Origin of the sequence: Pararhizobium sp. PWRC1-1 (assembly GCF_049897905.1) — a bacterium.
GTDB lineage: Bacteria > Pseudomonadota > Alphaproteobacteria > Rhizobiales > Rhizobiaceae > Pararhizobium.
The window spans coordinates 22,056-43,808 of sequence record NZ_JAFCXE010000002.1; the positions used below are offsets into that span (position 1 = coordinate 22,056).

Genomic DNA, 21,753 nt, shown 5'->3' on the forward strand with positions numbered 1-21,753 from the left:
CTCTCCCCGTTTACGGGGAGAGGGTTAGGGTGAGGGGCAACCCAGCGCGAAAAAACACGCCGAGCCTATCGCAGCTTCATCAAACCCGCTTCAGTCTTGCCAAAACCGCAGTTGCGATAGAAGTTGGCCAGATGCTCTTCGAAATCCACATGCAGCCACAGCGCTCCCCGTTCACGGGCGAGCGTTTCGGCTGCCTTCACCAAGCGGGTAGCGATACCCATGCGGCGCTTGGCGGGATGCACGCAGGTGTCGAGAATGAACGCGTGGATACCGCCGTCCCAGGCGACGTTGACGAAACCGATCAGTTGCCCATCGTCATAGGCGCCGACATGAGCAAGGCTTCGCGGCAGGATGCCCGAAAAATCTCTCGGCGTGTGTTCGCCCCAAGCGGCGGCCCACAGAGCATTCATCTGGTCGTTCGGGGGAAACGGATCGGTGCGGATTTCGATGGTCAACGCGATCCTCGAAGCATTACTGCTTGGCTGCGGAATCCGGCGGCGGCAGGTCGGACTTTGCTTTGCAGCTGTTCAGCCAGACGTCATAGACGGGGTGCTCGACGGCGTTCAGGCCGGGGCTGTCGGCAAACATCCAGCCGGTGAAGATGCGGCGGATCTTGCGGTCGAGTGTGATTTCATCGACCTCGACAAACGTGTCGGTCTTTGGGGCTTCGGTTTCATCGCGGCTATAACAGACGCGCGGCGTCACCTGCAGCGCTCCGAACTGGACGGTTTCGCCAATATAGACGTCGAAGGTGGTGATGCGGCCGGTGATCTTGTCGATACCGGAAAAAACGGCAACCGGGTTGGTGATCCGGGCTGCGTCGGCGACCGTCACCATCGACAGAACGGCGGTACCGGCAATCGCGAACAGCGAGGCTGCCGCAAACATCCGGCGCTTTAGAATTCGCTGACTTGAAACTACCATTCTAACGCCCGTCTCCCGCGCAATTCCCGGCCAAGGTGCCGGGTATCAGGCGCTAAACATCAAATGTGGCCGAGGCATGGTGCCTGCGGTGCAATCAACAATCCCAAGGAACTGTTTGCAGATCCGGTTCAGGAGCGTGGCGTCCAGGCATCATAGTCACCGGTGACGCGCGGACGCTCGCCCGTCGAGTTGATCGAGCCCGGCGGCCGGTAGGCTTGGGCGGAGCCGGTGCCGTTGGGCTGGTGCGGCTTCTGCCACTCGCGCGCCGTGTAGCTCTCGTCTGCCGGTGAAACGTCAGTGCGGTGATGCATCCACCCGTGCCAGCCTGGCGGAATAGCGGACGCATCGGCATAGCCGTTGTAGATCACCCAGCGGCGGGTGCGGCCCTCGGAATCAGTGCCGCCCTGATAGTAGACGTTGCCGGCCGCATCTTCGCCCACTCTTTTGCCGAAGCGCCAAGTGTGAAAGCGGGTGCCGATCGTCTGTCCATTCCACCAGGTAAAAATCTGCAGCAGAGACTTCATGATGTCCGTCCTTGACCGCGCCAAACAGTGCGCGGGATATCCTAGATTACTGCTCCGCTTATGCCGCGCAGCCTGCCGCTTGTCCAGTGATTCCGTTGCAACGCCGTTATTTCAACCGAATCTTGAAGCCGAGATGGGAGGGCTCGAACCCTACCCGCTCATAGAACCGATGGGCATCAATGCGCTCCTTGTTCGAGCTCAATTGCACCTTGGAAAACCCTTGCGCACGGGCCGTATCGACAGCAAACCGCATCATTGTCTCGCCGATCCCCTTGCCGCGCATGTCCTTTCGGGTCTGCACGGATTCTATCAGCAGGTTGGAGCTACCCCGGCCGGAGAGCGTCGTCAGGACCGTGGTCTGGAACGTCCCGACCACCGCGCCATCCAGATCGGCGACATAAAGCGTCTCGTTGGGGGTGGCGATAATGCGCTCAAATGCCGCGAGATAGTCGGCAAAGGCATCCGGCGCAGTGGTGTCGCCGTGACCACCGAGCGTATCGGATGCGAACAGTGCGATAATGTCAGTGAGGTCTTCGCGGTTGGCCTGCCTGATCGACACATTGAGCTTTGGTGCGTGCATCTCTTCCGATTCCCGATTTCTGGCCGTGGCTTGCCAGCGGATGAAGAAGGAAATGTGACAACGGCATAGGACAGCTCCCAGCCGGCTTCAGTCCAGAGGCTTTTCCATCACGATCGTTGCAATGCCCCAGGTCGCAGCACCAACGCCTGCCCCGACGAAGCCATGCGCCTCATAGAAGCCGATGGCCTTAGCGTTGTTCTCCTCGACTTCCACCCGCATCGTGCCCGCATAAGGAAAGCAGGTTTCGAGCTCGGCAAAAATATCGCGGGCGATCCCCTGCCGCTGAAACTGCGGCAGGACATAGAGTTGGTGCAGCACGGCCGTCTCGTGCAGCGTTTCGGACATCGACGCAAAGCCCATGCCGCCAATCTTCTTGCCGTCGTCTGCAACGAGGAATTCGCCATTCTTGCGCTGAAGATTGGCCTTCAGCGCTGTCACAGAATGCCACTTGGCCGTCATCTCGTTGATCTTCTCGGCACCGTACAGCGCATCATAGGTCGCATGCGCGGTCTCACCCAGAAGCGCCGAGACTTTCGCCAGATCGCGCTCGGTCGCTGTGCGGACAAAGAACATGTTTTAGGCCTTTCAATCGCAATTCCGGACGGAAAACCGTTTCACACTTTTCCTGGAATTGCTCAGTCCTCGATTTTCGATCGCAATTCCGGACGGAAAACCGTTTCACACTTTTCCTGGAATTGCTCAGTCCTCGATGCCGAGCTTGGCCTTGACCAGAGCCTGTACGGCCTGCGGGTTGGCCTTGCCGCCGGTCGACTTGATCACCTGGCCGACGAACCAGCCGGCAAGCGAGGGCTTGGCCTGAACCTTGGCGACCTGATCGGGGTTGGCGGCGATGATCTCGTCAACAGCCTTTTCGATCGCACCGGTATCTTTGACCTGCTTCATGCCGCGGCTTTCGACCAGCTCGGCCGGGTCGCCGCCTTCGGTCCAGACGATTTCGAACAGGTCCTTGGCGATCTTGCCGGAGATCACTTCCGACTTGATCAGGTCGAGAATGCCTCCGAGCTGGGCGGGGGAAACCGGAGTCTCTTCGATGGTTTTGCCGGCTTTGTTCAAGGCGCCCAGCAGGTCGTTGATGACCCAGTTGGCGGCAATCTTGCCGTCGCGGCCAGCGGCCACGGCCTCGAAATAATCGGCAACCGCCTTTTCCGACACGAGCACGGATGCGTCATAGATCGACAGACCGAGATCGCGCACGAAACGCTCCTTCTTGTCGTCGGGCAATTCCGGCAGATCGGCCTTCAGCGCTTCGATGAAGGCGTCGTCGAATTCGAGCGGCAACAGGTCCGGATCGGGGAAATAGCGGTAGTCATGCGCGTCTTCCTTCGAGCGCATCGACCGCGTCTCGCCCTTGCCCGGGTCAAACAGGCGGGTTTCCTGGTCGATCGAGCCACCATCTTCGAGAATGCCGATCTGGCGGCGGGCTTCGTATTCGATCGCCTGGCCGATGAAACGGATGGAATTGACGTTCTTGATTTCACAGCGCGTGCCAAAATCTTCACCCGGACGGCGTACGGAGACGTTGACGTCGGCGCGCAGCGAGCCTTCGTCCATATTGCCGTCGCAGGTGCCGAGGTAACGCACGATCGACCGCAGCTTGGTGACATAGGCCTTGGCTTCATCGGAGGAGCGCATGTCGGGCTTGGAGACGATTTCCATCAGCGCCACGCCGGACCGGTTCAAATCGACATAGGACATGGTCGGGCTCTGGTCGTGCATCGACTTGCCGGCATCCTGTTCCAGATGCAGCCGCTCGATGCCGATTTCGATATCCTCGAACTGGCCCTGACGATCCGGGCCGACGGAAATGACGATCTGGCCTTCGCCGACGATCGGATCCTTGAACTGGGAAATCTGGTAGCCCTGCGGCAGGTCCGGATAGAAATAGTTCTTGCGGTCGAAGATCGAGCGCTTGTTGATCTGCGCCTTCAGGCCGAGACCCGTGCGCACCGCCTGCTTGACGCATTCCTCGTTAATGACGGGCAGCATGCCGGGCATCGCCGCATCGACCAGTGAGACGTTGGAGTTCGGTGCATTGCCGAATGTCGTCGAGGCGCCCGAAAACAGCTTCGAATTGCTCGTCACCTGGGCATGGACTTCCAGGCCGATGATGACTTCCCAATCGCCAGTGGCGCCTGGAATATAGCGTTTCGGTTCTGAGATGCGGACGTCGACGAGGGTCATGGAATGCTCTTCTGTAAGCTTCAATTCGTGTGTCTCTGGGTAGAACAATTGGCTTTGGGGTGCAAGGCTTGTCACATCCGGTATGGCGCATTGATGCCCAATCTCCGGGCGTTTGCGATCTGTTCAATTTTTTGAGGCACTCTGCCCGAATGGCCATCTGTCTCTTGCTCATCGTTGTGTTTCTTGTCCTCAACCTCGTGACGTTCTGCGTCTTCTGGTGGGACAAGGCGGCGGCACGCGGTGGAAAATGGCGCATCGCCGAAAACAAGCTTTTGAGCCTGGCGTTTTTCGGTGGAAGCCTCGGTGCCTTCGCCGCCCAGCGGCTGTTGCGGCACAAGACCCGCAAGGAACCCTTCCGCACCCGGCTGGCGGCAATCCTCGTGATGCACGCCGCCGTTGCCTCGGTCGGACTTCTGGCATTGCCGTGGGTGCTTGCCGGTCACGTTTTCCACTCTTGAGCCCCCCAATAGCTGGCTGATTTTTGACGCGGCGACAGCAGCTTGACTCGCGTGACGATTCGTAACTATTATTATTACATGAAAAGAAACAGCCGCCTTTCCGCGGTGCTGCACGCACTGCTGCACATGGCAGAACGCGAACGGCCGATGACATCGGACGAGCTCGCCCTCTGCCTCCACACCAATCCCGTCGTCGTCCGGCGTACCATGGCCGGGCTGCGCGAGGCAGGCCTTGTCACCTCCGGCCGTGGTCATGGCGGCGGCTGGACGCTTGGCCGGCCGCTGGAAGACGTCACCATGCGCGACATCTATGCGGCACTGGGCGAGCCGATGCTGTTCCAGATGGGCAATGTCAGCGAAAGCCCCGGCTGCCTCGTCGAACAGGCGGTCAACCATGCGCTGGACGACGCCTTTCGCGATGCCGAGGCCATGCTGATCGCCCGCCTCGGGCAAGTGACACTCGCGACGCTCGCCGATGATTTCAAACGGCGCTTTGCCGAACACAAGACCGCGCTGAAACAGCCCGGCTGACATTTCACATCACCACAAAAGTCTCCCGCACCGGACCTTCTCAAGTTGCCGGCGGGCGGAGCTATGGAAGGAAAGACTATGCAACAGGATGCAGTCATCATTGGCGGCGGTTTTGCCGGACTGTCGGCTGCCTATATTCTCGCCCGCGCCCGTCGGCATGTCACGATCATAGACAGCGGCACGCCGCGCAACCGGTTTGCCGCCCATTCCCACGGCGTGCTGGGGCTCGACGGCAAATCAGGACTGGAGATCCTTACCGATGCACGCGCCCAGCTTGCCGCCTACCCCACGGTTACCTTCGTAGAGGGCGAGGCTGACGCTGCGGAAGGCACAATCGACGACTTCCATGTCAGCGTTGCCGGACACGGCTCGATTGCCGCCCGGCGGCTGCTTCTCGCCAGTGGCATCGAAGACCGCCTGCCCGATATTCCAGGCCTTTCCGAACGCTGGGGCAAGACCGTGCTTCATTGCCCCTATTGTCACGGCTATGAAATCGGCGGCGGGCCGATCGGCGTCCTGGCGACACAGCCGATGTCGGCGCATCAGGCAGCCGTCGTTGCCGAATGGGGCGATGTCACCCTCTTTACCAACGGCATGCCGGAGCCGGACGCAGAAACGCTTGCACTGCTCGACAGACGCAATGTCCGCCTCCAGCCCGGCGCGGTCGGCGTCATCGAAGCCGGCACCTGCGACAGGCTGCGGATACGGCTGGAGAACGGCCGGACCTTCGACGTCAAGGCGCTGTTTATCGCCGCCGATCTGCATAGGCGCGGCACGATCGCTGAAAGCCTCGGCTGCGCGCTGACGGAGACGCCCGCCGGTACGATAATCGTTACCGACACCGTTAAGGCGACCAGCGTCGCCGGGGTCTATGCGGCCGGCGATAATGCCCGCGCCTTCGGTAACATCACGCTTGTTTCCGCCGATGGTGTCATGGCCGGTCTCGGCATGCACCAATCATTGATGTTCGCATCGCATTCTTGACGGCGCGGCTGTCCTTCGCTTAAAAGCGGCCGTCCTTATGGAGTTTTGATGTTTTCTATATCTGAGATTGCCTGAAGGCCCCTGCGCGCAAGCTTTTTTGCGTGCACGGGCCGAGAAAACGAAGCCCTGACGTTCGACAGAACGGCAGACCCGTTTTCATGCGTTCAAGCGAACGCTTTTCGGATCTCATCATCAATGGACATTTCACGCGAAGAACAGCGTATTCTACATCTCATGGCCCAAGGCGGCCGCATCGAAATCCTCCGCTCGGGTACGAAGACGATCGAGGACGCCCGATGCTTCACCCGCGACGGCTGGCTCTATCCCGGCTTCGGCCTTGATATGTTTCGCAAGCTGAAGCGGAAGAAAGCGATTTCCTCATCGGGCGGCAAGCCGTACCGGATCACCCAACGCGGCCTCGTTCTCGTGCGCTCGCAGTTAAACAACCGCTAAAGAGAAATCGGCGAGACCGTTCATTCGGTCTCGCCGATTTTTCACATTCAAAACCACTGCTGGTCCTGATGAACAGCAGGCTTTCCCAGCATTTTGGTCATACCGACCGATTCGACATCCCGGTCGAGCTTCGGCGCATAGGCCGTCGATAGCGAACTGATCGCATATCCGTGCTTGCGGAAAAATCCGATCGCCTTGTCATTCTGTGCATGCGTCCGGATGACGGCAGCCTCGAAACCGCCTACCAGAATCCTGTCTTCCAGATCGGCAAGCAGCGATGAGCCGAGACCATTTCGCTGCATCGATGGTTCGATCCAGAGATCGGAGATCGTGCCGTCCTTGTCTTCACGCGCCGCCCATCCGGCAACCGAGCCGCCCGTTTCGACGACGCTTACCGAAAACCAGTTCGAACGCAGGAAGGACAGAAAGGACAATTCGGCGATGCGGCGCATGGCCTGCGCATCGGCGACGCTGGAAACGGCCTTTTCCCAGGCATCAAGTCCGATCGCCGCAAGGGCTGGGACTTCATTTTCGCGCGCAAGGCGGACGATGATCATGCAGCGGTTCCCTTCCGCCGCAAGTAGAGCATCACGGAAGCGATTTTTCCAGACGCAGCTTGGCCTGATCCAGCCCTAGCGACGGAGAAAATTCGGTGCCGTGCCAGACCTCGGTGAAACCCAGCTTCTTGTAGAGAGACAAAGCCGAATGATTGGAGATGTCGGTTTCGATGCTGGCGACGCCCAGATTTTCAAAGCGCATCCGCGCAAGAAGCTCGCCGATCAACGCAGAGCCGATGCCCCTGCCCTGCCAAGGCGGAGCGATCCAGATATCGGAAATATAGTCCCAGCCGCGTGACCGGTCGCCGGGATGTTCGCGGCTGTCGCGGGCGCCCCAGCCGATCACCTCGTTTGCCGCAACGGCCACCACGACTTCGGCATCCGGGCGGCTGGCAAATGTCAGAAACCCATCTTCGACGCGCGTTTCGACAGTGGGCTCAAACCAGTTCTTGTGAATGCGGTTCGATTTCCAGGCCTCAAATCCGATCAGCGCGATTGCCCCGGCATCCGAGGCAGTCATGTTGCGAAGGCGGAAGCCCGCTTCTACCACCACTTCGTCGGCTGGAATTTGCCGGCGGCCTGCTCGATGACATGCGCCGTCTTGAACAGCGTTTCCTCCTCGAACGGCTTGCCGATAAGTTGCAGACCGAGCGGCAGACCTTTGTGATCGAGACCGGCGGGAACGGCGATGCCCGGAAGACCAGCCATGTTCACCGTCACCGTGAAGATGTCGTTGAGGTACATCTTGACCGGATCGGATGCCAGATCCTCGTCGGCAATACCGAAGGCCGACGATGGCGTGGCGGGAGTCAGGATCGCATCGACACCGGCATGGAAGGCCAGTTCGAAGTCGCGCTTGATCAGCGTGCGAACCTTTTGCGCCTGCAGGTAGTAGGCATCGTAATAGCCGGCCGACAGCACATAGGTGCCGATCATGATGCGGCGCTTGACCTCGGTGCCGAAGCCGGCCGCGCGGGTTTTTTCGTACATGTCGGCAATGTCCTTGCCATCGACGCGCAGGCCGTAGCGGACGCCATCATAGCGGGCAAGGTTGGACGAGGCTTCAGCGGGCGCCACGATGTAATAGGCCGGAAGCGCATATTTGGTGTGCGGCAGGCTGATATCGACGATCTCGGCACCGGCGTCCTTCAGCCAGGCAATGCCTTGGCTCCAAAGGGTTTCGATCTCTTCCGGCATGCCATCGACGCGGTATTCCTTCGGAATGCCGATCTTCATGCCCTTCAGCGACTGGCCAAGCGATGCTTCATAGTCCGGCACCGGCAGATCGACGGAGGTCGTGTCCTTGGCATCGACTGATGCCATCGACTTCAACAGGATGGCCGCATCGCGCACGTCGCGGGCGATCGGACCGGCCTGGTCGAGCGAGGAGGCAAAAGCGACGATGCCCCAGCGCGAGCAGCGGCCATAGGTTGGCTTGATGCCGACCGTGCCGGTAAACGCTGCCGGCTGGCGGATGGAGCCTCCGGTATCGGTTGCGGTGGCACCGGCGCAGAGGAACGCCGCAACGGCTGCTGCCGAACCGCCGGAGGAGCCGCCCGGAACCAGATCGAGGTTCGAACCGGTGGCGCGCCAGGGGTTTTTCACCGGGCCGTAATAGGAGCTTTCGTTCGACGAGCCCATGGCAAACTCGTCCATGTTGAGCTTGCCGAGCATGACGGCGCCGTCGTTCCAGAGGTTTTGGGTGACAGTGGATTCGTAGCGCGGCTTGAAGCCGTCGAGAATGTGGCTGCAGGCCTGGGTATGGATGCCTTCGGTGCCGAATAGGTCCTTGATCCCGAGCGGAATACCTTCGAGCGCGCCGGCCTTGCCGCTCGCGATGCGGACGTCGGAAGCCTTCGCCATCTCGCGCGCCTTATCCGGCGTCGTGACGACATAGGCATTCAGCGCACCATTGGCAGCGTCGATCGCACCGATATAGGCTTCCGTCAGTTCGACGGCGGAGATTTCCTTGGCGCTCAGCTTGGTGCGCGCTTCAGCGATGGTCAGGCGGGTCAGGTCGGTCATGGCAGGCTTTCAAAATCGGGGGCGTTCGGGCGGCGGCAGCGGCAAGGCTTATTCGACAACCTTCGGGACGAGGAAGAAATTACGATCCTCGTTCGGCGCATTGGCAACGATATCGTCGGCCTTGTTGCCATCGGTTACCGCATCGACGCGCTTCTTCATTGCCATCGGGGTCACGGATGTCATCGGCTCGACGCCATCGACATTGACCTCGGAAAGCTGCTCGACGAAACCGAGGATACCGTTCAGTTCGCCAGTCATGCGCAGCACTTCCTCTTCGGTGACGGCAATGCGGGCAAGGCGCGCGACGCGCTTCACGGTGGCGAGGTCTACGGACATGGGTGTCTCCGGTCTTCAAGGAACTTTCCCCCGCTATAATAGCCGCAGTGCTGCCACGCAACGGGGGAATGCATGCACAGGCCGCTTAGACGGCAACAATACCGCCGACTGCGGGCGCCTCAACCTTCGCTGAAGCGCCGTCCATGCCGGCGATGAACAGGTCCGGCGTCTGGTCGATGATGCCGAACGAACCATAGTGGCAGGGGAAGACCGTCGCGAACTTGAAGAAGCGCTGGCAGGCAAGGGCTGCCACGGCACCGCCCATGGTGAAGCGGTCACCGATCGGCACAAGGCCGATTTCCGGCTGGTGCAGTTCCTGGATCAGCGCCATGTCGGAGAAGATGTCGGTATCGCCCATATGATAGAGCGTCGGCTCGTCCTCGAAATGCAGGACAAGGCCGTTGGCGTTGCCGAGCGAATGCGACACGCCATCTTCGGTCAACTGCGCCGAGGAGTGCAGCGCATTGACGAAGGTGGTGGAAAAGCCGTCGAGATGGATCGTGCCGCCGGTATTGCCCATTTCGATCGCCTGAACGCCCTTCGAGCCCAGCCATGCGGCGAGATCGGCATTGGCGACCACGGTCGCGCCGGTTTCCTTCGCGAGCGCAATCGTATCGCCGACATGGTCGCCATGGCCGTGGGTGAGCAGAATATGGGTAAGCCCGGCGGCGGCATCCTTGCGGGAGGATTCGTCGAAGGATGGATTGCCGGTGAAAAAGGGGTCGATGAGGATTTTCGATTTGGCGGTTTCCAGATGGAACGCGGAATGTCCGAGCCACTTGATCTTCATGACAATACTCCTTGATTTATGGCGGGGTGATTTGGGATTTATGGCGGGGATGATTTGGCGGCAGGATAGGGATATGGATCACCCGAGTAATCCTAAAAGACCGAATCGGCAAATCACATGGCTGTTCTCAGCATCGAAGACCTCGCATCCGCCCTCCTGCCCAGCCAGGCCATCGCCGGGCTTGATCTCGGCACCAAGACGATCGGCATTTCGGTGTCCGATCTCGGACGGCGGTTCGCCACGCCGCGCGCAGTGATCAAGCGGGTCAAGTTCGGGCTGGACGCGCAGGCGCTGCTTGCGATGGCAGAAAAGGAGAAGATCGCCGCCTTCATTATCGGCCTGCCGATCAACATGGATGGTTCGGCCGGTCCGCGCGCGCAGGCGACCCGGGCTTTCGTGCACAACATGGCGCAGAAAACGGAACTGCCGTTCATCTACTGGGACGAACGGCTATCGACCGTGGCGGCCGAACGGGTGCTGATCGAGATGGATGTCTCGAGAAAAAAGCGGGCGGACCGGATCGATTCGGCCGCCGCCTCCTTCATTCTTCAGGGCGCGCTGGACAGGTTGGCATCCTTGGCGAAGGCTGCAGCCACAGATTCGGACGGCTGAGCCGGCGGAAACCGCTTGTTATACCAGGCGCGGATTTCACGGCGCTTGCGGTAGGCGATGATGGCAAACACCAGCAGGCTGTCGAAGGCGATGGCGCGGGCCACCAGCGGCGGAATAGTCTCCGGCGGAATGCCGAGCACGTTGCCATATATGGTAAAAACCAGATCATGCGCCTGACGCGTCAGCATGAAGATGCCGAAACTCATGTCGTAATAGGATAGGCCGTACCAGCCGGTGAGCAGGATGACCGGGCACGCCCAGAGGATCAGGAACCACTTCATGCTGCTCTCCCCTCCACCAATGCGCCGTGTTTGAACTGCGCCGACAACCGGTCCAGAGCGAGCAAGCTCACCAGGATGACAGCCGGAACCGCCAGATCGAGCGCGAGGCTCGCAAAAAACATCGTCATGATGATGACCAAGCCAGTTCTCACCGAACGTGCTCCATTCCGAAAGCGTTAAAAATCTCTTCACGGCCACTCTTGACCGTTAACCCTGACGGCGCAACGTAAACCATTTGTTAAGGTTAATTTCCGGGCAGCACGGTTGCCGCGCTGTGGACAAGCGTCTATCGGTGGCCTCTCCCCATGCGTTCAGGCCCTCCCCATGACGATCATCTTCGAAAGCATTTTGCCGATCTTCCTGCTCGTTTCGCTGGGCGTCTGGCTGAAGCGTTCATCGCTGGTCGACAATACGCTGTGGGAAGGACTGGAGCAGCTCGGCTATTATATCTTGTTCCCTGCCCTGTTGTTTTCGACACTGGCAACGGCCGACTTTGCCGGCATGAAGACCGATTCGACCGCGCTCGCGACGATCGGCAGCATTACCTTGATGTCGGCAGCCTTGCTGCTCCTTTGGCCACTGCTGCGCGCCCGCCACGTCTCGTCCGCCGCCTTCACCTCGATCTTCCAGACGGCAACGCGCTGGAACGGTTTCATGGCGCTGGCCATCGCCCAGAAGCTCTATGGGCCGCTCGGCCTCAGCCTGACGGCGCTGGTGATGACGTTGGTGATCATTCCCATCAATCTCTACAATATCGGCGTTTTGATCGGCTTCAACGGCGGACCGAGGGGCCTGCGATTCTTCGTCTTCAAGATCGCCACCAATCCGCTGATCGTTGCTTCGGTGCTGGGTATTGCGCTGAATTTCTTTCAGGTTCCCGTCTACGGTCCGGTGCTGACCGCAGTCGAGATGTTGGCCAGCGCTTCGCTCAGCCTGGGGCTGGTGATGGTTGGAGCCGGGCTGAAGGTCTCGGACGCGCTGCGGCCAAGTTTGGTCGCCCTGCTCGCGGTCTTTCTGAAACTGATCATCATGCCGGTGTTCATGGTCGGCACCGCCTATCTGCTCGGTATCCGCGGCGATGCCCTGCTGGTGATCGCGCTGGGCGCCAGCGTACCGACGGCGATGAACGGCTATCTGCTGGCCAAGCAGATGGGCGGTGACGCGCCGCTCTATGCTGCCGTCGCTACCATCCAGACAGTCGTGTCGTTCTTTACCATACCGCTGGTTCTAACCGTGACCGGCTATATCGCCGCCGGATAGAGCAGATCGACGATATAGGCGGAATCAAAGCGCGAATCGAGCATGCCATAGGTCGAGCGCCAGCCGGCGGCCAATCGCGACTCCAGGAACGCATCGGCAATCCGCCCTGCGCCGAGCCGATAGAGTTCGGCAGCGGCAGCGGCGAGCGCCAGCTGTTCGACTAGCATGCGGGCTGCCCCCTCGTCGCGCTCGCAGAGCGACATCGCCGCCCTGAGCACATCGACGGTCTTCTTGGCGGATGGGCCAAGATCGCGGCTGATCACCTGGAACAGCAGTTCGAACAGATCCTTGCCACGGGTAAGGACACGCAGCACATCCAGCGCCATGACATTGCCGGAGCCTTCCCAGATCGCATTGACCGGGGCCTCGCGATAATGCCGGGCGATCGGGCGTTCCTCGACATAGCCGCTGCCGCCGATGCATTCCATCGCTTCGGCGATCAGAGCAGGTGCAATCTTGCAGCTCCAGTATTTGGCAACCGGCGTCATGATCCGCGCGTAAGCGGCGTCTTCGGCGCTGTCGCGCGCCCTGTCGAAGGCTTCGGCAAGACGGAACGACAATGCGCTGGCAGCGGCAACATCGAGCGCCATGTCGGCCAGAACCCGGGTCATCATCGGCTGCGCCACCAGCGGCTTGCCGGAGACCTTGCGGCCGCGCACATGGTGCACGGCTTCGGCCAGCGACGCGCGCATCATGCCGGCGGAGGCCAACGAGCAATCGAGGCGCGTCAGCGTTACCATGTCGAGGATGGTGCGGATGCCGGCATCGGGCGAACCGAGCACGAAACCGAACGTATCGGAGAACTCGACCTCGGAGGACGCATTCGAGCGGTTGCCGAGCTTGTCCTTCAGGCGCTGGAAGCGCAGGCCATTGGCCGAGCCGTCTTCGAGAAGCCGCGGAACGAGGAAGCAACCGAGACCGTCACGGGTCTGCGCCAGCATCACGAAGGCATCACTCATCGGCGCTGACATGAACCATTTGTGACCGTTCAGCCGGTAGATGCCCTCGCCCACCCGCTCTGCCGTCGACGTATTGGCGCGCACATCCGTGCCGCCCTGCTTTTCCGTCATGCCCATGCCGACGGTGACGGAGGCTTTCTGCATCCACGGCCGATTGGACGAATCATACTTTCGCGACAGGATTTTTGGTGCCCATTCCTTCTGGACGGCCGGCGACGCGGAGATCGCTGCCACCGATGCGCTGGTCATGGTCAGCGGGCAGAGATGGCCGCATTCGAGCTGCGCCGTCAGGTAGAAACGCAGGGCGCGTGCCTTGTGCGAGCGGCCGCGCTCGTCGGCGATGTTTTCCCAGGCCGAGGCATGCAGGCCCGATGTCACCGAGCGGCGCATTAACGCGTGCCAGGCGGGGTGGAATTCGACCACATCAAGCCGCTCGCCGCGCGGCCCATGGGTGCGCAGCTTCGGCAGGCCCTCGTTGGCCATGCGCGCCAGATCCTGCGCCTCGGGCGAGGTCACGTAACGGCCGATCGTCTCGAAATCGTCGCGCAGGGGACGCGGCATCGACGCGGCGATATCGACCAGCAATGGGTCGGAGCGGAAGGCATTGATCCCCGACCAGGGTTTCGGCTGGTTCAGATCGGCGAATTTCTGTTCGGTGCGGTTCAGAGTCATGTCGCGTTTCTAACCCAAGTCCCTATGCTTAGGAACAGCAGCGGGATGCGATAAATGCCCCTTCCCGCAACAATTTGCGCGCGGTGCGTTATCGCCACAAAAGCGTGGGGATGCGGCCGGTTTGCGCAGCCTTTGCCTTGCCGGTTGGGGATACAGTCATTATAGACCCACGCAACTTCACCAAATGAGGCGGCTCCCCATGGATTTCTTTCCGCATCGCCACCTGCTCGGCATCAAGGGCCTGACGGAACAGGACATCACGCTCCTGCTCGACCGGGCCGACGAAGCCGTCAAGATTTCGCGCCAGCGAGAAAAAAAGACCACGACGCTGCGCGGCCTCACGCAGATCAACCTGTTCTTCGAAGCCTCGACCCGGACGCAATCCTCCTTCGAACTCGCCGGCAAACGGCTGGGTGCCGATGTGATGAACATGTCGGTCAGCAATTCCTCGGTGAAGAAGGGCGAAACGCTGATCGATACGGCGATGACGCTGAACGCCATGCATCCGGACGTTCTGATCGTGCGCCATTCGTCTGCCGGCGCCGCCGCGCTGCTGGCTCAAAAAGTCTCCTGCTCCGTCGTCAATGCCGGAGACGGCCAGCACGAACATCCGACCCAGGCACTGCTCGACGCGCTGACAATCCGCCGCGCCAAGGGCAAGCTGTCGCGCATCATCGTCGCCATCTGCGGCGACGTTTTGCATTCGCGCGTTGCCCGCTCCAATATCCTGCTCCTCAACCAGATGGGCGCCCGCGTCCGTGTGGTCGCTCCGGCAACCCTCCTCCCCTCCGGCATCGCCGACATGGGCGCCGAGGTCTACCACTCGATGGAAGAAGGCCTGAAGGATGCCGATGTGGTGATGATGCTGCGCCTGCAGCGCGAGCGCATGGCCGGCTCGTTCGTGCCTTCGGTGCGCGAATATTTCCGCTATTACGGCCTCGACGCCGAAAAACTGAAAGCTGCCAAGGAAGACGCGCTCGTCATGCATCCCGGCCCGATGAACCGCGGCGTCGAGATCGCTTCTGAGATCGCCGACGGACCGCAAAGCGTTATCGAGCAGCAGGTTGAAATGGGGGTTGCGGTGCGCATGGCCGTGATGGAAACGCTTCTTCTTTCGCAGAACCAGGGGCCACGCACATGAGCAACGCCCTCGTCCTGAAAAACCTGCGCATCATCGACCCCTCGCGCAACCTCGATGAAACCGGCGATATCATCGTCGAAAACGGCGTCATCGTTGCTGCCGGACAATCAGCCCAGAACCAGGGCATTCCTGAAGGCGCCGAAATCAAGGACTGCACCGGCCTCGTTGCCGTGCCCGGCCTGGTCGATGCACGCGTTTTCGTCGGCGAGCCCGGTGGCGAGTATCGCGAAACCATCGAATCCGCATCACGGGCTGCGGCCGCCGGTGGTGTCACCTCGATCATCACCATGCCCGATACCGATCCTGTCATCGACGATATCGCGCTGGTGCAGTTCGTCCAGAAGACGGCGCGCGACAAGGCGCTGATCAATGTCTATCCGGCGGCAGCGCTGACCAAGCATCTCGACGGCGAGGAAATGACCGAGTTCGGCCTTTTGCGTGAAGCCGGTGCCGTCTGCTTCACCAATGGCCGCCGCCCGGTGCACGACACGCTCGTCCTTCGCCGCGCCATGACCTATGCCCGCGAATTCGGCGCCGTCATCTCGCTCGAAACCCGTGACAAATATCTCGGTGCGGATGGCGTCATGAACGAAGGGCTGCTCGCCAGCTGGCTTGGCCTCTCGGGCGTGCCGCGCGAAGCCGAGATCATTCCGCTGGAGCGCGACCTGCGCATCGCCGGACTGACCAAGGGCGCTTATCACGCCGCGAAAATCTCGCTGCCGGAATCGGCCGAAGCCATCGCCACCGCCCGCAAACGTGGCGCCAACGTCACTTGCGGCATCTCGATCAATCATCTGACATTGAACGAGAACGATATCGGCGAATACCGGACCTTCTTCAAGCTGTCGCCGCCGCTGCGTGGCGAAGACGATCGCGTCGCGATGGTCCAGGCTCTGGCCAACGGCACGATCGACATCATCGTTTCGTCGCACGATCCGCAGGACGTCGATACCAAGCGCCTGCCGTTTGCCGATGCTGCGGACGGCGCGATCGGGCTGGAGACCTTGCTGGCTGCCGCCTTGCGCCTGCACCACAGCGGCACCGTGCCCCTGATGCGCCTGATCGATGCCCTATCGACCCGGCCTTCGCAGATCTTCGGGCTCGATGCCGGTACGCTAAAACCCGGCGCCAAGGCCGACATCACGCTGATCGATCTGGAAGAACCTTGGATTTTCGGTAAGGACTCGATCGTCTCCCGCTCGAAAAACACGCCGTTCGAAAATGCCCGCTTTACCGGCCGGGCCGTTCAAACCTATGTTGCGGGAAAACTGGTTTATTCGCTGTAATCAAGCGACGGAGCTGCCCCTCATCCGCTCTATCGGGCACGCTCTCCCGGCAATCGGGGAGAGGGTTTTGCGGCAAGCTTCGTCGTCCCCTCGCCCCACATCCGGGAGAGGGTAAGGGTAAGGAGCAATATCCGCCGAGGCGGAATTGGGGAGGCAATAGGTGTCTGACATATTTTCCTGGCAACTCGGGCTGGCGCTGACGGCGTGTGCCGCAATCTTCGGCTATCTGCTCGGCTCCATCCCCTTCGGCCTGATCCTCACCCGCATGGCCGGGCTGGGCGATGTGCGCAAGATTGGCTCCGGCAATATCGGCGCGACCAATGTGCTGCGCACCGGCAACAAGAAGCTGGCTGCCGCGACATTGCTGCTCGATGCCCTGAAGGGAACTGCTGCAGCGGCCATTGCCTCACGCTGGGGCATCGAGGCCGGTATTGCCGCCGGTTTCGCGGCCTTTCTCGGGCATCTCTATCCCGTCTGGCTCGGCTTCAAGGGCGGCAAGGGCATTGCGACCTATATCGGCGTGCTGCTCGGACTGGCGCCGATCATGGTTCTCCTGTTCGCAGCCATCTGGCTGGCGATGGCCAAAATCACCCGTTACTCTTCTCTTTCGGCACTGGTTGCAACGTTGATCGTTCCGGTTGTATTGTTGGCAACGGGCTACGGAAAGATCGGCCTGCTGTTCGTGGTGATGAGCATCATCACCTGGATCAAACACCGGGCAAATATCCAGCGGCTATTGGCCGGCACGGAAGGCCGGATCGGGGAAAAGGGATAGGGCAGAATGTCGAACGACGGCGCAGGACGAAATGGGATTGCGCTTTCGGAACGACAAAGGATTGCCTGGCTGAGGCTGATCCGCAGCGACAATGTCGGCCCTGCGACCTTCCGCGATCTCATCAACCATTTCGGCTCGGCCGAAACCGCGCTCGAAATGCTACCCGAACTATCGCGGCGCGGCGGCTCGACCCGCGCCATCCGGGTCGCCTCCACCGCTGAGGCGGAAAAGGAGCTTTCTGCGGCCTATCGCTTTGGCGCCCGTTTCATCGGCATCGGCGAGCACGATTATCCGCCGGCCCTGCGCCAGATCGACGGCGCACCACCGCTTCTTGCTGTTAAGGGCAATGCGGCCATCAGCGCCGTCCCTTCCCTCGGCATCGTCGGCTCACGCAATGCCTCGATCAGCGGCGCGAAATTCGCTGCGATGATCGCCCGCGACGTCGGACGGGCCGGATACTCCATAATATCCGGGCTTGCACGCGGCATCGACACGGCGGCACACCGCGCCAGCCTGGAGACGGGGACGATCGCGGCGCTGGCCGGCGGTTTGGACCAGCCCTATCCGCCCGAGAATATCGGCCTGCTAGACGAGATCATCGAGGGCAATGGCCTGGCAATCAGCGAAATGCCGTTCGGCTGGGAGCCGCGTGCGCGTGATTTCCCCCGGCGCAACAGGTTGATTGCCGGCGTCAGCCTCGGACTTGCCGTCGTCGAAGCGGCATCCCGGTCCGGCTCCTTGATCACGGCGCGCTATGCCGCCGATTTCGGCCGGCTGGTCTTTGCGGTGCCCGGCTCGCCGCTTGACCCGCGCTGTCACGGCACCAACGGGCTTTTGAAGGATGGCGCGATCGTCACGACGGAGGCGCAGGATATCCTACAGGCCCTTGCACCCCTCAGCCGCATTGATCTCTTCACACCACCGCAGGCGGAGGAACCGGGAGAGCATGATGTTGGGCCGATGGCGCCGCCCAGTGAGAACGATCGTATTCGCATCACCGATGCGCTCGGCCCAACCCCTGTCGAGATCGACGACATCATCCGGCATACCGGCCTTTCGGCATCGGCCGTCTATCTGGTGCTGCTAGAACTGGACCTTGCCGGACGACTTCACCGGCATCCCGGTGGCCTCGTTTCCCTCAACATTGGAGAATGATAGCTGCCGTTTACCCGAGAGAATGTCGCCGGCTTCGACAGCGGCCATCTCGATCAGATAGCACAGCATGTCCGCGCCTTCAGTGGCGGCGACGCCTCGTAATTCACCCAGCATCTGCCGGACATACGAGATTTTTTCGCGTGCCAGAGCGTCTCTCTTGCCGGCCCCGGGTGAATTCGGAATCATCGGTTTTCCCTGTGGTGCATTCAAACCTGCCTGTAAAAAGGCACATAATATTCGAGCGGAACCCCATACAACACCGTCCGGTTGTGTCAGCCGCAACCTTGAAACAAGGGCCGAAAGCATCACTTTCCGTCAACTTGCCGCGAGATCAGACTACACTTCAACGACGATAGCGCATTTATCTGTAATTGCAATATACACGTAATCTCTCATAGGTTGTATCGCGTTGTAGTGGCTAATTTTGGGTCCGGCACTTGACCGCAGACGAATCCCTGTCCATGTCGGGGCATCGATATTTCCCATTGTGCCGCCTCTCCCCGGCCTGGCACAGCTTTGAACGGTTGCTTTGAGAATATGACCATGAATGTCGTCGTCGTGGAATCGCCTTCAAAGGCGAAGACCATCAACAAATATCTGGGTCCTGGTTACAAGGTTCTCGCTTCCTTCGGTCACGTCCGCGATTTGCCGGCCAAGGATGGCTCGGTGCTGCCGGATGACGATTTTGCCATGCTGTGGGAAGTGGATACCAAATCCGCCAAGCACATGAAGGATATCGCCGACGCCCTGAAATCCGCTGACCGCCTCATTCTCGCAACCGACCCGGATCGCGAGGGAGAGGCGATTTCCTGGCACGTGCTCGATCTGCTCAGGAAGAAGAAGCTGATCGGCGACAAGCCGGTGAGCCGCGTCGTCTTCAACGCTATCACCAAGAAGGCCGTGCTCGACGCCATGGCCAATCCGCGTGATATCGATATCCCGTTGGTCGATGCTTATCTGGCGCGCCGGGCGCTCGATTATCTCGTCGGCTTCAACCTGTCGCCGGTGCTGTGGCGCAAGCTGCCCGGCGCCCGCTCGGCCGGCCGCGTGCAATCGGTGACGCTGCGCCTCGTCTGCGACCGCGAAGCTGAAATCGAACGCTTCATTTCCGAAGAATACTGGAACCTTTCGGCGCTCCTGAAGACACCGCGCGGCGATGAGTTCGAAGCCCGCCTCGTCTCCACCGGCGGCAACCGCCTGCCGCCGCGCGGCGTCACCAATGGCGAAGACGCCGGCAAGCTGAAAGCCTTGCTGGAAGGCGCCGCCTACACGGTCGATAGCATCGAAGCCAAGCCGGTCAAGCGCAATCCTTCACCGCCCTTCACCACCTCGACGCTGCAGCAGGCCGCTTCCTCCAAGCTCGGTTTTTCGGCATCACGCACCATGCAGGTTGCGCAGAAGCTCTACGAAGGTATCGATATCGGCGGCGAGACCGTCGGTCTCATTACCTATATGCGTACCGACGGCGTACAGATGGCCGGCGAAGCGATCGACGCTGCACGCAGCGCCATCGGCGACCAGTTCGGCAGCCGCTATGTGCCGGACAAGGCCCGTATCTACACGACCAAGGCGAAGAACGCCCAGGAAGCGCACGAGGCAATCCGCCCGACCGACTTCACCCGCATTCCCGACCATGTCCGCAAGTTTCTCGATGCCGACCAGTTGCGTCTCTATGACCTGATCTGGAAGCGCGGCATCGCCAGCCAGATGGCCTCGGCTGAAATCGAACGGACCACCGCCGAGATCACCGCCGACAACAAGGGCGAGAAGGCTGGCCTGCGGGCTGTCGGCTCCGTCATCCGTTTCGACGGCTTCATCGCTGCCTATACGGATGCCAAGGAAGATGGCGAGCAGAGCGATGGCGACGACGAGGATGGCCGTCTCCCGGAGATCAACGCGCGCGAAAACCTCGCCAAGCAGAAAATCAACTCGACCCAGCACTTCACCGAGCCGCCGCCGCGCTATTCGGAAGCATCGCTGATCAAGAAGATGGAAGAGCTCGGCATCGGCCGTCCTTCCACCTATGCTGCAACGGTGACGACGCTGCTTGATCGCGAATATATCGTCAACGACAAGCGCAAGCTCATCCCCGAAGCCAAGGGCCGGCTGGTCACGGCGTTTCTTGAAAGCTTTTTCGCGCGCTATGTCGAATATGATTTCACGGCATCGCTGGAAGAAAAGCTCGACCAGATTTCCGCTGGCGAGCTCAACTGGAAAGATGTTCTTCGCGATTTCTGGAAGGATTTCTTCGCCCAGATCGAAGACACCAAGGAACTACGCGTCACCAACGTGCTCGACGCCTTGAACGAAGAACTGGCACCGCTGGTCTTCCCGAAGCGCGAGGACGGCAGCGATCCGCGGATCTGCCAGGTCTGCGGCACCGGCAAACTATCGCTGAAGCTTGGCAAATACGGCGCCTTCGTCGGCTGCTCGAACTATCCGGAATGCAATTTCACCCGCCAGCTGTCCTCCGACAGCAATGGCGGCGACGAGGCTGCCGTGTCCAACGAGCCGCTGGCACTCGGCAAGGATCCGCATACGGGCGAGGAAATCACCCTGCGTTCCGGCCGTTTCGGACCCTATGTCCAGCGCGGCGATGGCAAGGAAGCCAAGCGCTCGAGCCTGCCCAAGGGCTGGACGCCGGCGAGCATCGACCATGAGAAGGCGCTGGCCCTTCTATCGTTGCCGCGCGATATCGGCGCGCATCCCGAAAGCGGCAAGATGATCTCGTCCGGTCTTGGCCGTTACGGGCCGTTCATCCTGCATGACGGCAAATATGCCAATGTCGAGAGCATCGACGACGTGTTTTCCATCGGCCTCAACCGTGCGGTCTCGGTTCTTGCCGACAAGCAGGCAAAGGGGCCCGGCGGACGCGGCGCCTCGGCTGCTCCGCTCAAGGAAGTCGGCGATCATCCGGATGGCGGACCGATTACGGTCAAGGACGGCAAGTACGGTCCCTACGTCAACTGGGGCAAGGTCAATGCGACCCTGCCGAAGGGCAAGGACCCGGTGTCGGTAACGATCGAGGATGCCCTCATGCTGATCGCCGAGCGCATTGCCAAGGGCGGCATCAAGCCAGCCAAGGGTAAGGCGACCAAGACCGCCAAGCCGAAGGCCGCGGCGAAGACCGACGCGACAGAAACGAAATCGGCAAAGCCGAAAGCTGCTGCGAAACCGAAGGCTTCGGCCAAACCCAAAGCTGCCGCCAAGCCCAAGACAGCAGCAGCAAAAGCCAAGAAGGCCTGAAT

General features: G+C 60.8%; 26 protein-coding genes. 11 read left to right on the forward strand and 15 right to left on the reverse strand.

Annotated features, from left to right (window positions below):
* Window positions 1-65 precede the first annotated feature (65 nt).
* From ACP7E0_RS03660 to gatB, 6 genes are all read right to left on the reverse strand, one after another.
* The gene (locus ACP7E0_RS03660) at window positions 66-410 is read right to left on the reverse strand and encodes a GNAT family N-acetyltransferase (protein WP_426123588.1); all 345 of its coding nucleotides are present in this window, start codon (window positions 408-410) and stop codon (window positions 66-68) included.
* Between the two features lie 61 nt (window positions 411-471).
* Window positions 472-888: a DUF2155 domain-containing protein gene (locus ACP7E0_RS03665; RefSeq protein WP_426123590.1), complete on the reverse strand. Its 417-nt coding sequence runs from the start codon at window positions 886-888 to the stop codon at window positions 472-474.
* A gap of 164 nt (window positions 889-1,052) precedes the next feature.
* Window positions 1,053-1,448, reverse strand: a complete 396-nt coding sequence (locus ACP7E0_RS03670; protein WP_113314474.1) for an NADH:ubiquinone oxidoreductase subunit NDUFA12 — start codon at window positions 1,446-1,448, stop codon at window positions 1,053-1,055.
* A gap of 106 nt (window positions 1,449-1,554) precedes the next feature.
* Window positions 1,555-2,028 carry a GNAT family N-acetyltransferase gene (locus ACP7E0_RS03675; RefSeq protein WP_426123065.1) on the reverse strand — a complete coding sequence of 158 codons (474 nt, stop codon included), beginning with the start codon at window positions 2,026-2,028 and terminating at the stop codon, window positions 1,555-1,557.
* 87 nt (window positions 2,029-2,115) lie between these two features.
* Entirely contained in the window at window positions 2,116-2,601 is a 486-nt protein-coding gene (locus tag ACP7E0_RS03680) for a GNAT family N-acetyltransferase (RefSeq protein ID WP_426123067.1), read from the reverse strand.
* Window positions 2,602-2,727: 126 nt separating this feature from the next.
* On the reverse strand, window positions 2,728-4,230 hold the full coding sequence (gene gatB / locus ACP7E0_RS03685; protein ID WP_426123069.1) for an Asp-tRNA(Asn)/Glu-tRNA(Gln) amidotransferase subunit GatB: 1,503 nt from the start codon (window positions 4,228-4,230) through the stop codon (window positions 2,728-2,730).
* 149 nt (window positions 4,231-4,379) lie between these two features.
* Here gatB and ACP7E0_RS03690 point away from each other — a divergent pair, with 149 nt between their 5' ends.
* The 4 genes from ACP7E0_RS03690 (at window position 4,380) to ACP7E0_RS03705 (ending at window position 6,656) form a co-directional block, all read left to right on the forward strand.
* Entirely contained in the window at window positions 4,380-4,688 is a 309-nt protein-coding gene (locus tag ACP7E0_RS03690) for a DUF1294 domain-containing protein (protein ID WP_426123070.1), read from the forward strand.
* A gap of 78 nt (window positions 4,689-4,766) precedes the next feature.
* Window positions 4,767-5,219, forward strand: coding sequence for an Rrf2 family transcriptional regulator (locus ACP7E0_RS03695; RefSeq protein WP_426123592.1), 453 nt, complete (start codon window positions 4,767-4,769; stop codon window positions 5,217-5,219).
* 78 nt (window positions 5,220-5,297) lie between these two features.
* Window positions 5,298-6,203 carry an NAD(P)/FAD-dependent oxidoreductase gene (locus ACP7E0_RS03700; protein WP_426123071.1) on the forward strand — a complete coding sequence of 302 codons (906 nt, stop codon included), beginning with the start codon at window positions 5,298-5,300 and terminating at the stop codon, window positions 6,201-6,203.
* Window positions 6,204-6,398: 195 nt separating this feature from the next.
* Window positions 6,399-6,656 carry a YjhX family toxin gene (locus ACP7E0_RS03705; RefSeq protein ID WP_426123072.1) on the forward strand — a complete coding sequence of 86 codons (258 nt, stop codon included), beginning with the start codon at window positions 6,399-6,401 and terminating at the stop codon, window positions 6,654-6,656.
* Window positions 6,657-6,703: 47 nt separating this feature from the next.
* Here the strand turns inward: ACP7E0_RS03705 and ACP7E0_RS03710 are convergent, their stop codons facing one another.
* The 5 genes from ACP7E0_RS03710 to ACP7E0_RS03730 all read right to left on the reverse strand — a co-directional run bounded on the left by ACP7E0_RS03710 (window position 6,704) and on the right by ACP7E0_RS03730 (window position 10,364).
* The gene (locus ACP7E0_RS03710) at window positions 6,704-7,213 is read right to left on the reverse strand and encodes a GNAT family N-acetyltransferase (protein ID WP_426123073.1); all 510 of its coding nucleotides are present in this window, start codon (window positions 7,211-7,213) and stop codon (window positions 6,704-6,706) included.
* A 31-nt stretch (window positions 7,214-7,244) separates the two neighbouring features.
* Window positions 7,245-7,763, reverse strand: coding sequence for a GNAT family N-acetyltransferase (locus ACP7E0_RS03715; protein WP_426123075.1), 519 nt, complete (start codon window positions 7,761-7,763; stop codon window positions 7,245-7,247).
* Entirely contained in the window at window positions 7,757-9,238 is a 1,482-nt protein-coding gene (gatA, locus tag ACP7E0_RS03720) for an Asp-tRNA(Asn)/Glu-tRNA(Gln) amidotransferase subunit GatA (RefSeq protein WP_426123076.1), read from the reverse strand. The genes ACP7E0_RS03715 and gatA overlap by 7 nt, the downstream gene beginning before the upstream one ends.
* Before the next feature lie 48 nt (window positions 9,239-9,286).
* Window positions 9,287-9,574 carry an Asp-tRNA(Asn)/Glu-tRNA(Gln) amidotransferase subunit GatC gene (gene gatC / locus ACP7E0_RS03725; RefSeq protein WP_426123077.1) on the reverse strand — a complete coding sequence of 96 codons (288 nt, stop codon included), beginning with the start codon at window positions 9,572-9,574 and terminating at the stop codon, window positions 9,287-9,289.
* 85 nt (window positions 9,575-9,659) lie between these two features.
* Complete coding sequence (locus ACP7E0_RS03730) at window positions 9,660-10,364, reverse strand: metal-dependent hydrolase (protein WP_426123078.1); 705 nt, start codon at window positions 10,362-10,364, stop codon at window positions 9,660-9,662.
* A 117-nt stretch (window positions 10,365-10,481) separates the two neighbouring features.
* Here ACP7E0_RS03730 and ruvX point away from each other — a divergent pair, with 117 nt between their 5' ends.
* Window positions 10,482-10,976 (forward strand): Holliday junction resolvase RuvX, encoded by a 495-nt coding sequence (gene ruvX, locus ACP7E0_RS03735; RefSeq protein ID WP_426123080.1) that lies wholly within the window; start codon window positions 10,482-10,484, stop codon window positions 10,974-10,976.
* Here ruvX and ACP7E0_RS03740 read toward each other — a convergent pair.
* Together ACP7E0_RS03740 and ACP7E0_RS03745 are read right to left on the reverse strand one after the other, a co-directional pair.
* Complete coding sequence (locus tag ACP7E0_RS03740) at window positions 10,913-11,257, reverse strand: DUF6105 family protein (RefSeq protein WP_426123082.1); 345 nt, start codon at window positions 11,255-11,257, stop codon at window positions 10,913-10,915. The two genes, ruvX and ACP7E0_RS03740, sit on opposite strands and share 64 nt — an antisense overlap.
* On the reverse strand, window positions 11,254-11,397 hold the full coding sequence (locus tag ACP7E0_RS03745) for a hypothetical protein (RefSeq protein WP_426123083.1): 144 nt from the start codon (window positions 11,395-11,397) through the stop codon (window positions 11,254-11,256). Before ACP7E0_RS03745 ends, ACP7E0_RS03740 begins: the two co-directional genes overlap by 4 nt.
* A gap of 184 nt (window positions 11,398-11,581) precedes the next feature.
* Between ACP7E0_RS03745 and ACP7E0_RS03750 the strand changes: the two genes are divergently transcribed.
* Window positions 11,582-12,517, forward strand: coding sequence for an AEC family transporter (locus ACP7E0_RS03750; RefSeq protein ID WP_426123084.1), 936 nt, complete (start codon window positions 11,582-11,584; stop codon window positions 12,515-12,517).
* Here the strand turns inward: ACP7E0_RS03750 and ACP7E0_RS03755 are convergent.
* Window positions 12,499-14,148, reverse strand: a complete 1,650-nt coding sequence (locus tag ACP7E0_RS03755) for an acyl-CoA dehydrogenase family protein (RefSeq protein WP_426123086.1) — start codon at window positions 14,146-14,148, stop codon at window positions 12,499-12,501. The two genes, ACP7E0_RS03750 and ACP7E0_RS03755, sit on opposite strands and share 19 nt — an antisense overlap.
* A 199-nt stretch (window positions 14,149-14,347) precedes the next feature.
* Here ACP7E0_RS03755 and ACP7E0_RS03760 point away from each other — a divergent pair, with 199 nt between their 5' ends.
* The 4 genes from ACP7E0_RS03760 to dprA all read left to right on the forward strand — a co-directional run bounded on the left by ACP7E0_RS03760 (window position 14,348) and on the right by dprA (window position 18,505).
* Window positions 14,348-15,289: an aspartate carbamoyltransferase catalytic subunit gene (locus ACP7E0_RS03760; protein WP_426123087.1), complete on the forward strand. Its 942-nt coding sequence runs from the start codon at window positions 14,348-14,350 to the stop codon at window positions 15,287-15,289.
* The gene (locus ACP7E0_RS03765; protein WP_426123088.1) at window positions 15,286-16,575 is read left to right on the forward strand and encodes a dihydroorotase; all 1,290 of its coding nucleotides are present in this window, start codon (window positions 15,286-15,288) and stop codon (window positions 16,573-16,575) included. Before ACP7E0_RS03760 ends, ACP7E0_RS03765 begins: the two co-directional genes overlap by 4 nt.
* A gap of 160 nt (window positions 16,576-16,735) precedes the next feature.
* The gene (gene plsY / locus ACP7E0_RS03770) at window positions 16,736-17,350 is read left to right on the forward strand and encodes a glycerol-3-phosphate 1-O-acyltransferase PlsY (RefSeq protein WP_426123089.1); all 615 of its coding nucleotides are present in this window, start codon (window positions 16,736-16,738) and stop codon (window positions 17,348-17,350) included.
* A 6-nt stretch (window positions 17,351-17,356) separates the two neighbouring features.
* Window positions 17,357-18,505: a DNA-processing protein DprA gene (gene dprA, locus ACP7E0_RS03775; RefSeq protein ID WP_426123090.1), complete on the forward strand. Its 1,149-nt coding sequence runs from the start codon at window positions 17,357-17,359 to the stop codon at window positions 18,503-18,505.
* On the opposite strand, the gene ACP7E0_RS03780 is transcribed toward dprA, so the two are convergent.
* The gene (locus tag ACP7E0_RS03780) at window positions 18,434-18,811 is read right to left on the reverse strand and encodes a hypothetical protein (RefSeq protein ID WP_426123091.1); all 378 of its coding nucleotides are present in this window, start codon (window positions 18,809-18,811) and stop codon (window positions 18,434-18,436) included. The two genes, dprA and ACP7E0_RS03780, sit on opposite strands and share 72 nt — an antisense overlap.
* Before the next feature lie 237 nt (window positions 18,812-19,048).
* Here ACP7E0_RS03780 and topA point away from each other — a divergent pair, with 237 nt between their 5' ends.
* A complete protein-coding gene (gene topA / locus ACP7E0_RS03785; protein ID WP_426123092.1) occupies window positions 19,049-21,751 on the forward strand; it encodes a type I DNA topoisomerase in 2,703 nt (900 codons plus the stop codon).
* Window positions 21,752-21,753: the final 2 nt, after the last annotated feature.

Coding starts and splice junctions, on each gene's coding strand:
- gatB (WP_426123069.1), bottom strand. CDS start 4,230: ATGACCCTCGTCGACGTCCGCATCTCAGAACCGAAACGCTATATTCCA.
- ruvX (WP_426123080.1), top strand. CDS start 10,482: ATGGCTGTTCTCAGCATCGAAGACCTCGCATCCGCCCTCCTGCCCAGC.
- ACP7E0_RS03675 (WP_426123065.1), bottom strand. CDS start 2,028: ATGCACGCACCAAAGCTCAATGTGTCGATCAGGCAGGCCAACCGCGAA.
- ACP7E0_RS03740 (WP_426123082.1), bottom strand. CDS start 11,257: ATGAAGTGGTTCCTGATCCTCTGGGCGTGCCCGGTCATCCTGCTCACC.
- ACP7E0_RS03760 (WP_426123087.1), top strand. CDS start 14,348: ATGGATTTCTTTCCGCATCGCCACCTGCTCGGCATCAAGGGCCTGACG.
- ACP7E0_RS03680 (WP_426123067.1), bottom strand. CDS start 2,601: ATGTTCTTTGTCCGCACAGCGACCGAGCGCGATCTGGCGAAAGTCTCG.
- topA (WP_426123092.1), top strand. CDS start 19,049: ATGAATGTCGTCGTCGTGGAATCGCCTTCAAAGGCGAAGACCATCAAC.
- ACP7E0_RS03665 (WP_426123590.1), bottom strand. CDS start 888: ATGTTTGCGGCAGCCTCGCTGTTCGCGATTGCCGGTACCGCCGTTCTG.
- ACP7E0_RS03730 (WP_426123078.1), bottom strand. CDS start 10,364: ATGAAGATCAAGTGGCTCGGACATTCCGCGTTCCATCTGGAAACCGCC.
- ACP7E0_RS03765 (WP_426123088.1), top strand. CDS start 15,286: ATGAGCAACGCCCTCGTCCTGAAAAACCTGCGCATCATCGACCCCTCG.
- gatA (WP_426123076.1), bottom strand. CDS start 9,238: ATGACCGACCTGACCCGCCTGACCATCGCTGAAGCGCGCACCAAGCTG.
- ACP7E0_RS03690 (WP_426123070.1), top strand. CDS start 4,380: ATGGCCATCTGTCTCTTGCTCATCGTTGTGTTTCTTGTCCTCAACCTC.
- ACP7E0_RS03755 (WP_426123086.1), bottom strand. CDS start 14,148: ATGACTCTGAACCGCACCGAACAGAAATTCGCCGATCTGAACCAGCCG.
- ACP7E0_RS03710 (WP_426123073.1), bottom strand. CDS start 7,213: ATGATCATCGTCCGCCTTGCGCGCGAAAATGAAGTCCCAGCCCTTGCG.
- ACP7E0_RS03780 (WP_426123091.1), bottom strand. CDS start 18,811: ATGCTTTCGGCCCTTGTTTCAAGGTTGCGGCTGACACAACCGGACGGT.
- ACP7E0_RS03660 (WP_426123588.1), bottom strand. CDS start 410: ATGAATGCTCTGTGGGCCGCCGCTTGGGGCGAACACACGCCGAGAGAT.
- ACP7E0_RS03705 (WP_426123072.1), top strand. CDS start 6,399: ATGGACATTTCACGCGAAGAACAGCGTATTCTACATCTCATGGCCCAA.
- ACP7E0_RS03695 (WP_426123592.1), top strand. CDS start 4,767: ATGAAAAGAAACAGCCGCCTTTCCGCGGTGCTGCACGCACTGCTGCAC.
- ACP7E0_RS03670 (WP_113314474.1), bottom strand. CDS start 1,448: ATGAAGTCTCTGCTGCAGATTTTTACCTGGTGGAATGGACAGACGATC.
- gatC (WP_426123077.1), bottom strand. CDS start 9,574: ATGTCCGTAGACCTCGCCACCGTGAAGCGCGTCGCGCGCCTTGCCCGC.
- dprA (WP_426123090.1), top strand. CDS start 17,357: ATGTCGAACGACGGCGCAGGACGAAATGGGATTGCGCTTTCGGAACGA.
- ACP7E0_RS03700 (WP_426123071.1), top strand. CDS start 5,298: ATGCAACAGGATGCAGTCATCATTGGCGGCGGTTTTGCCGGACTGTCG.
- ACP7E0_RS03750 (WP_426123084.1), top strand. CDS start 11,582: ATGACGATCATCTTCGAAAGCATTTTGCCGATCTTCCTGCTCGTTTCG.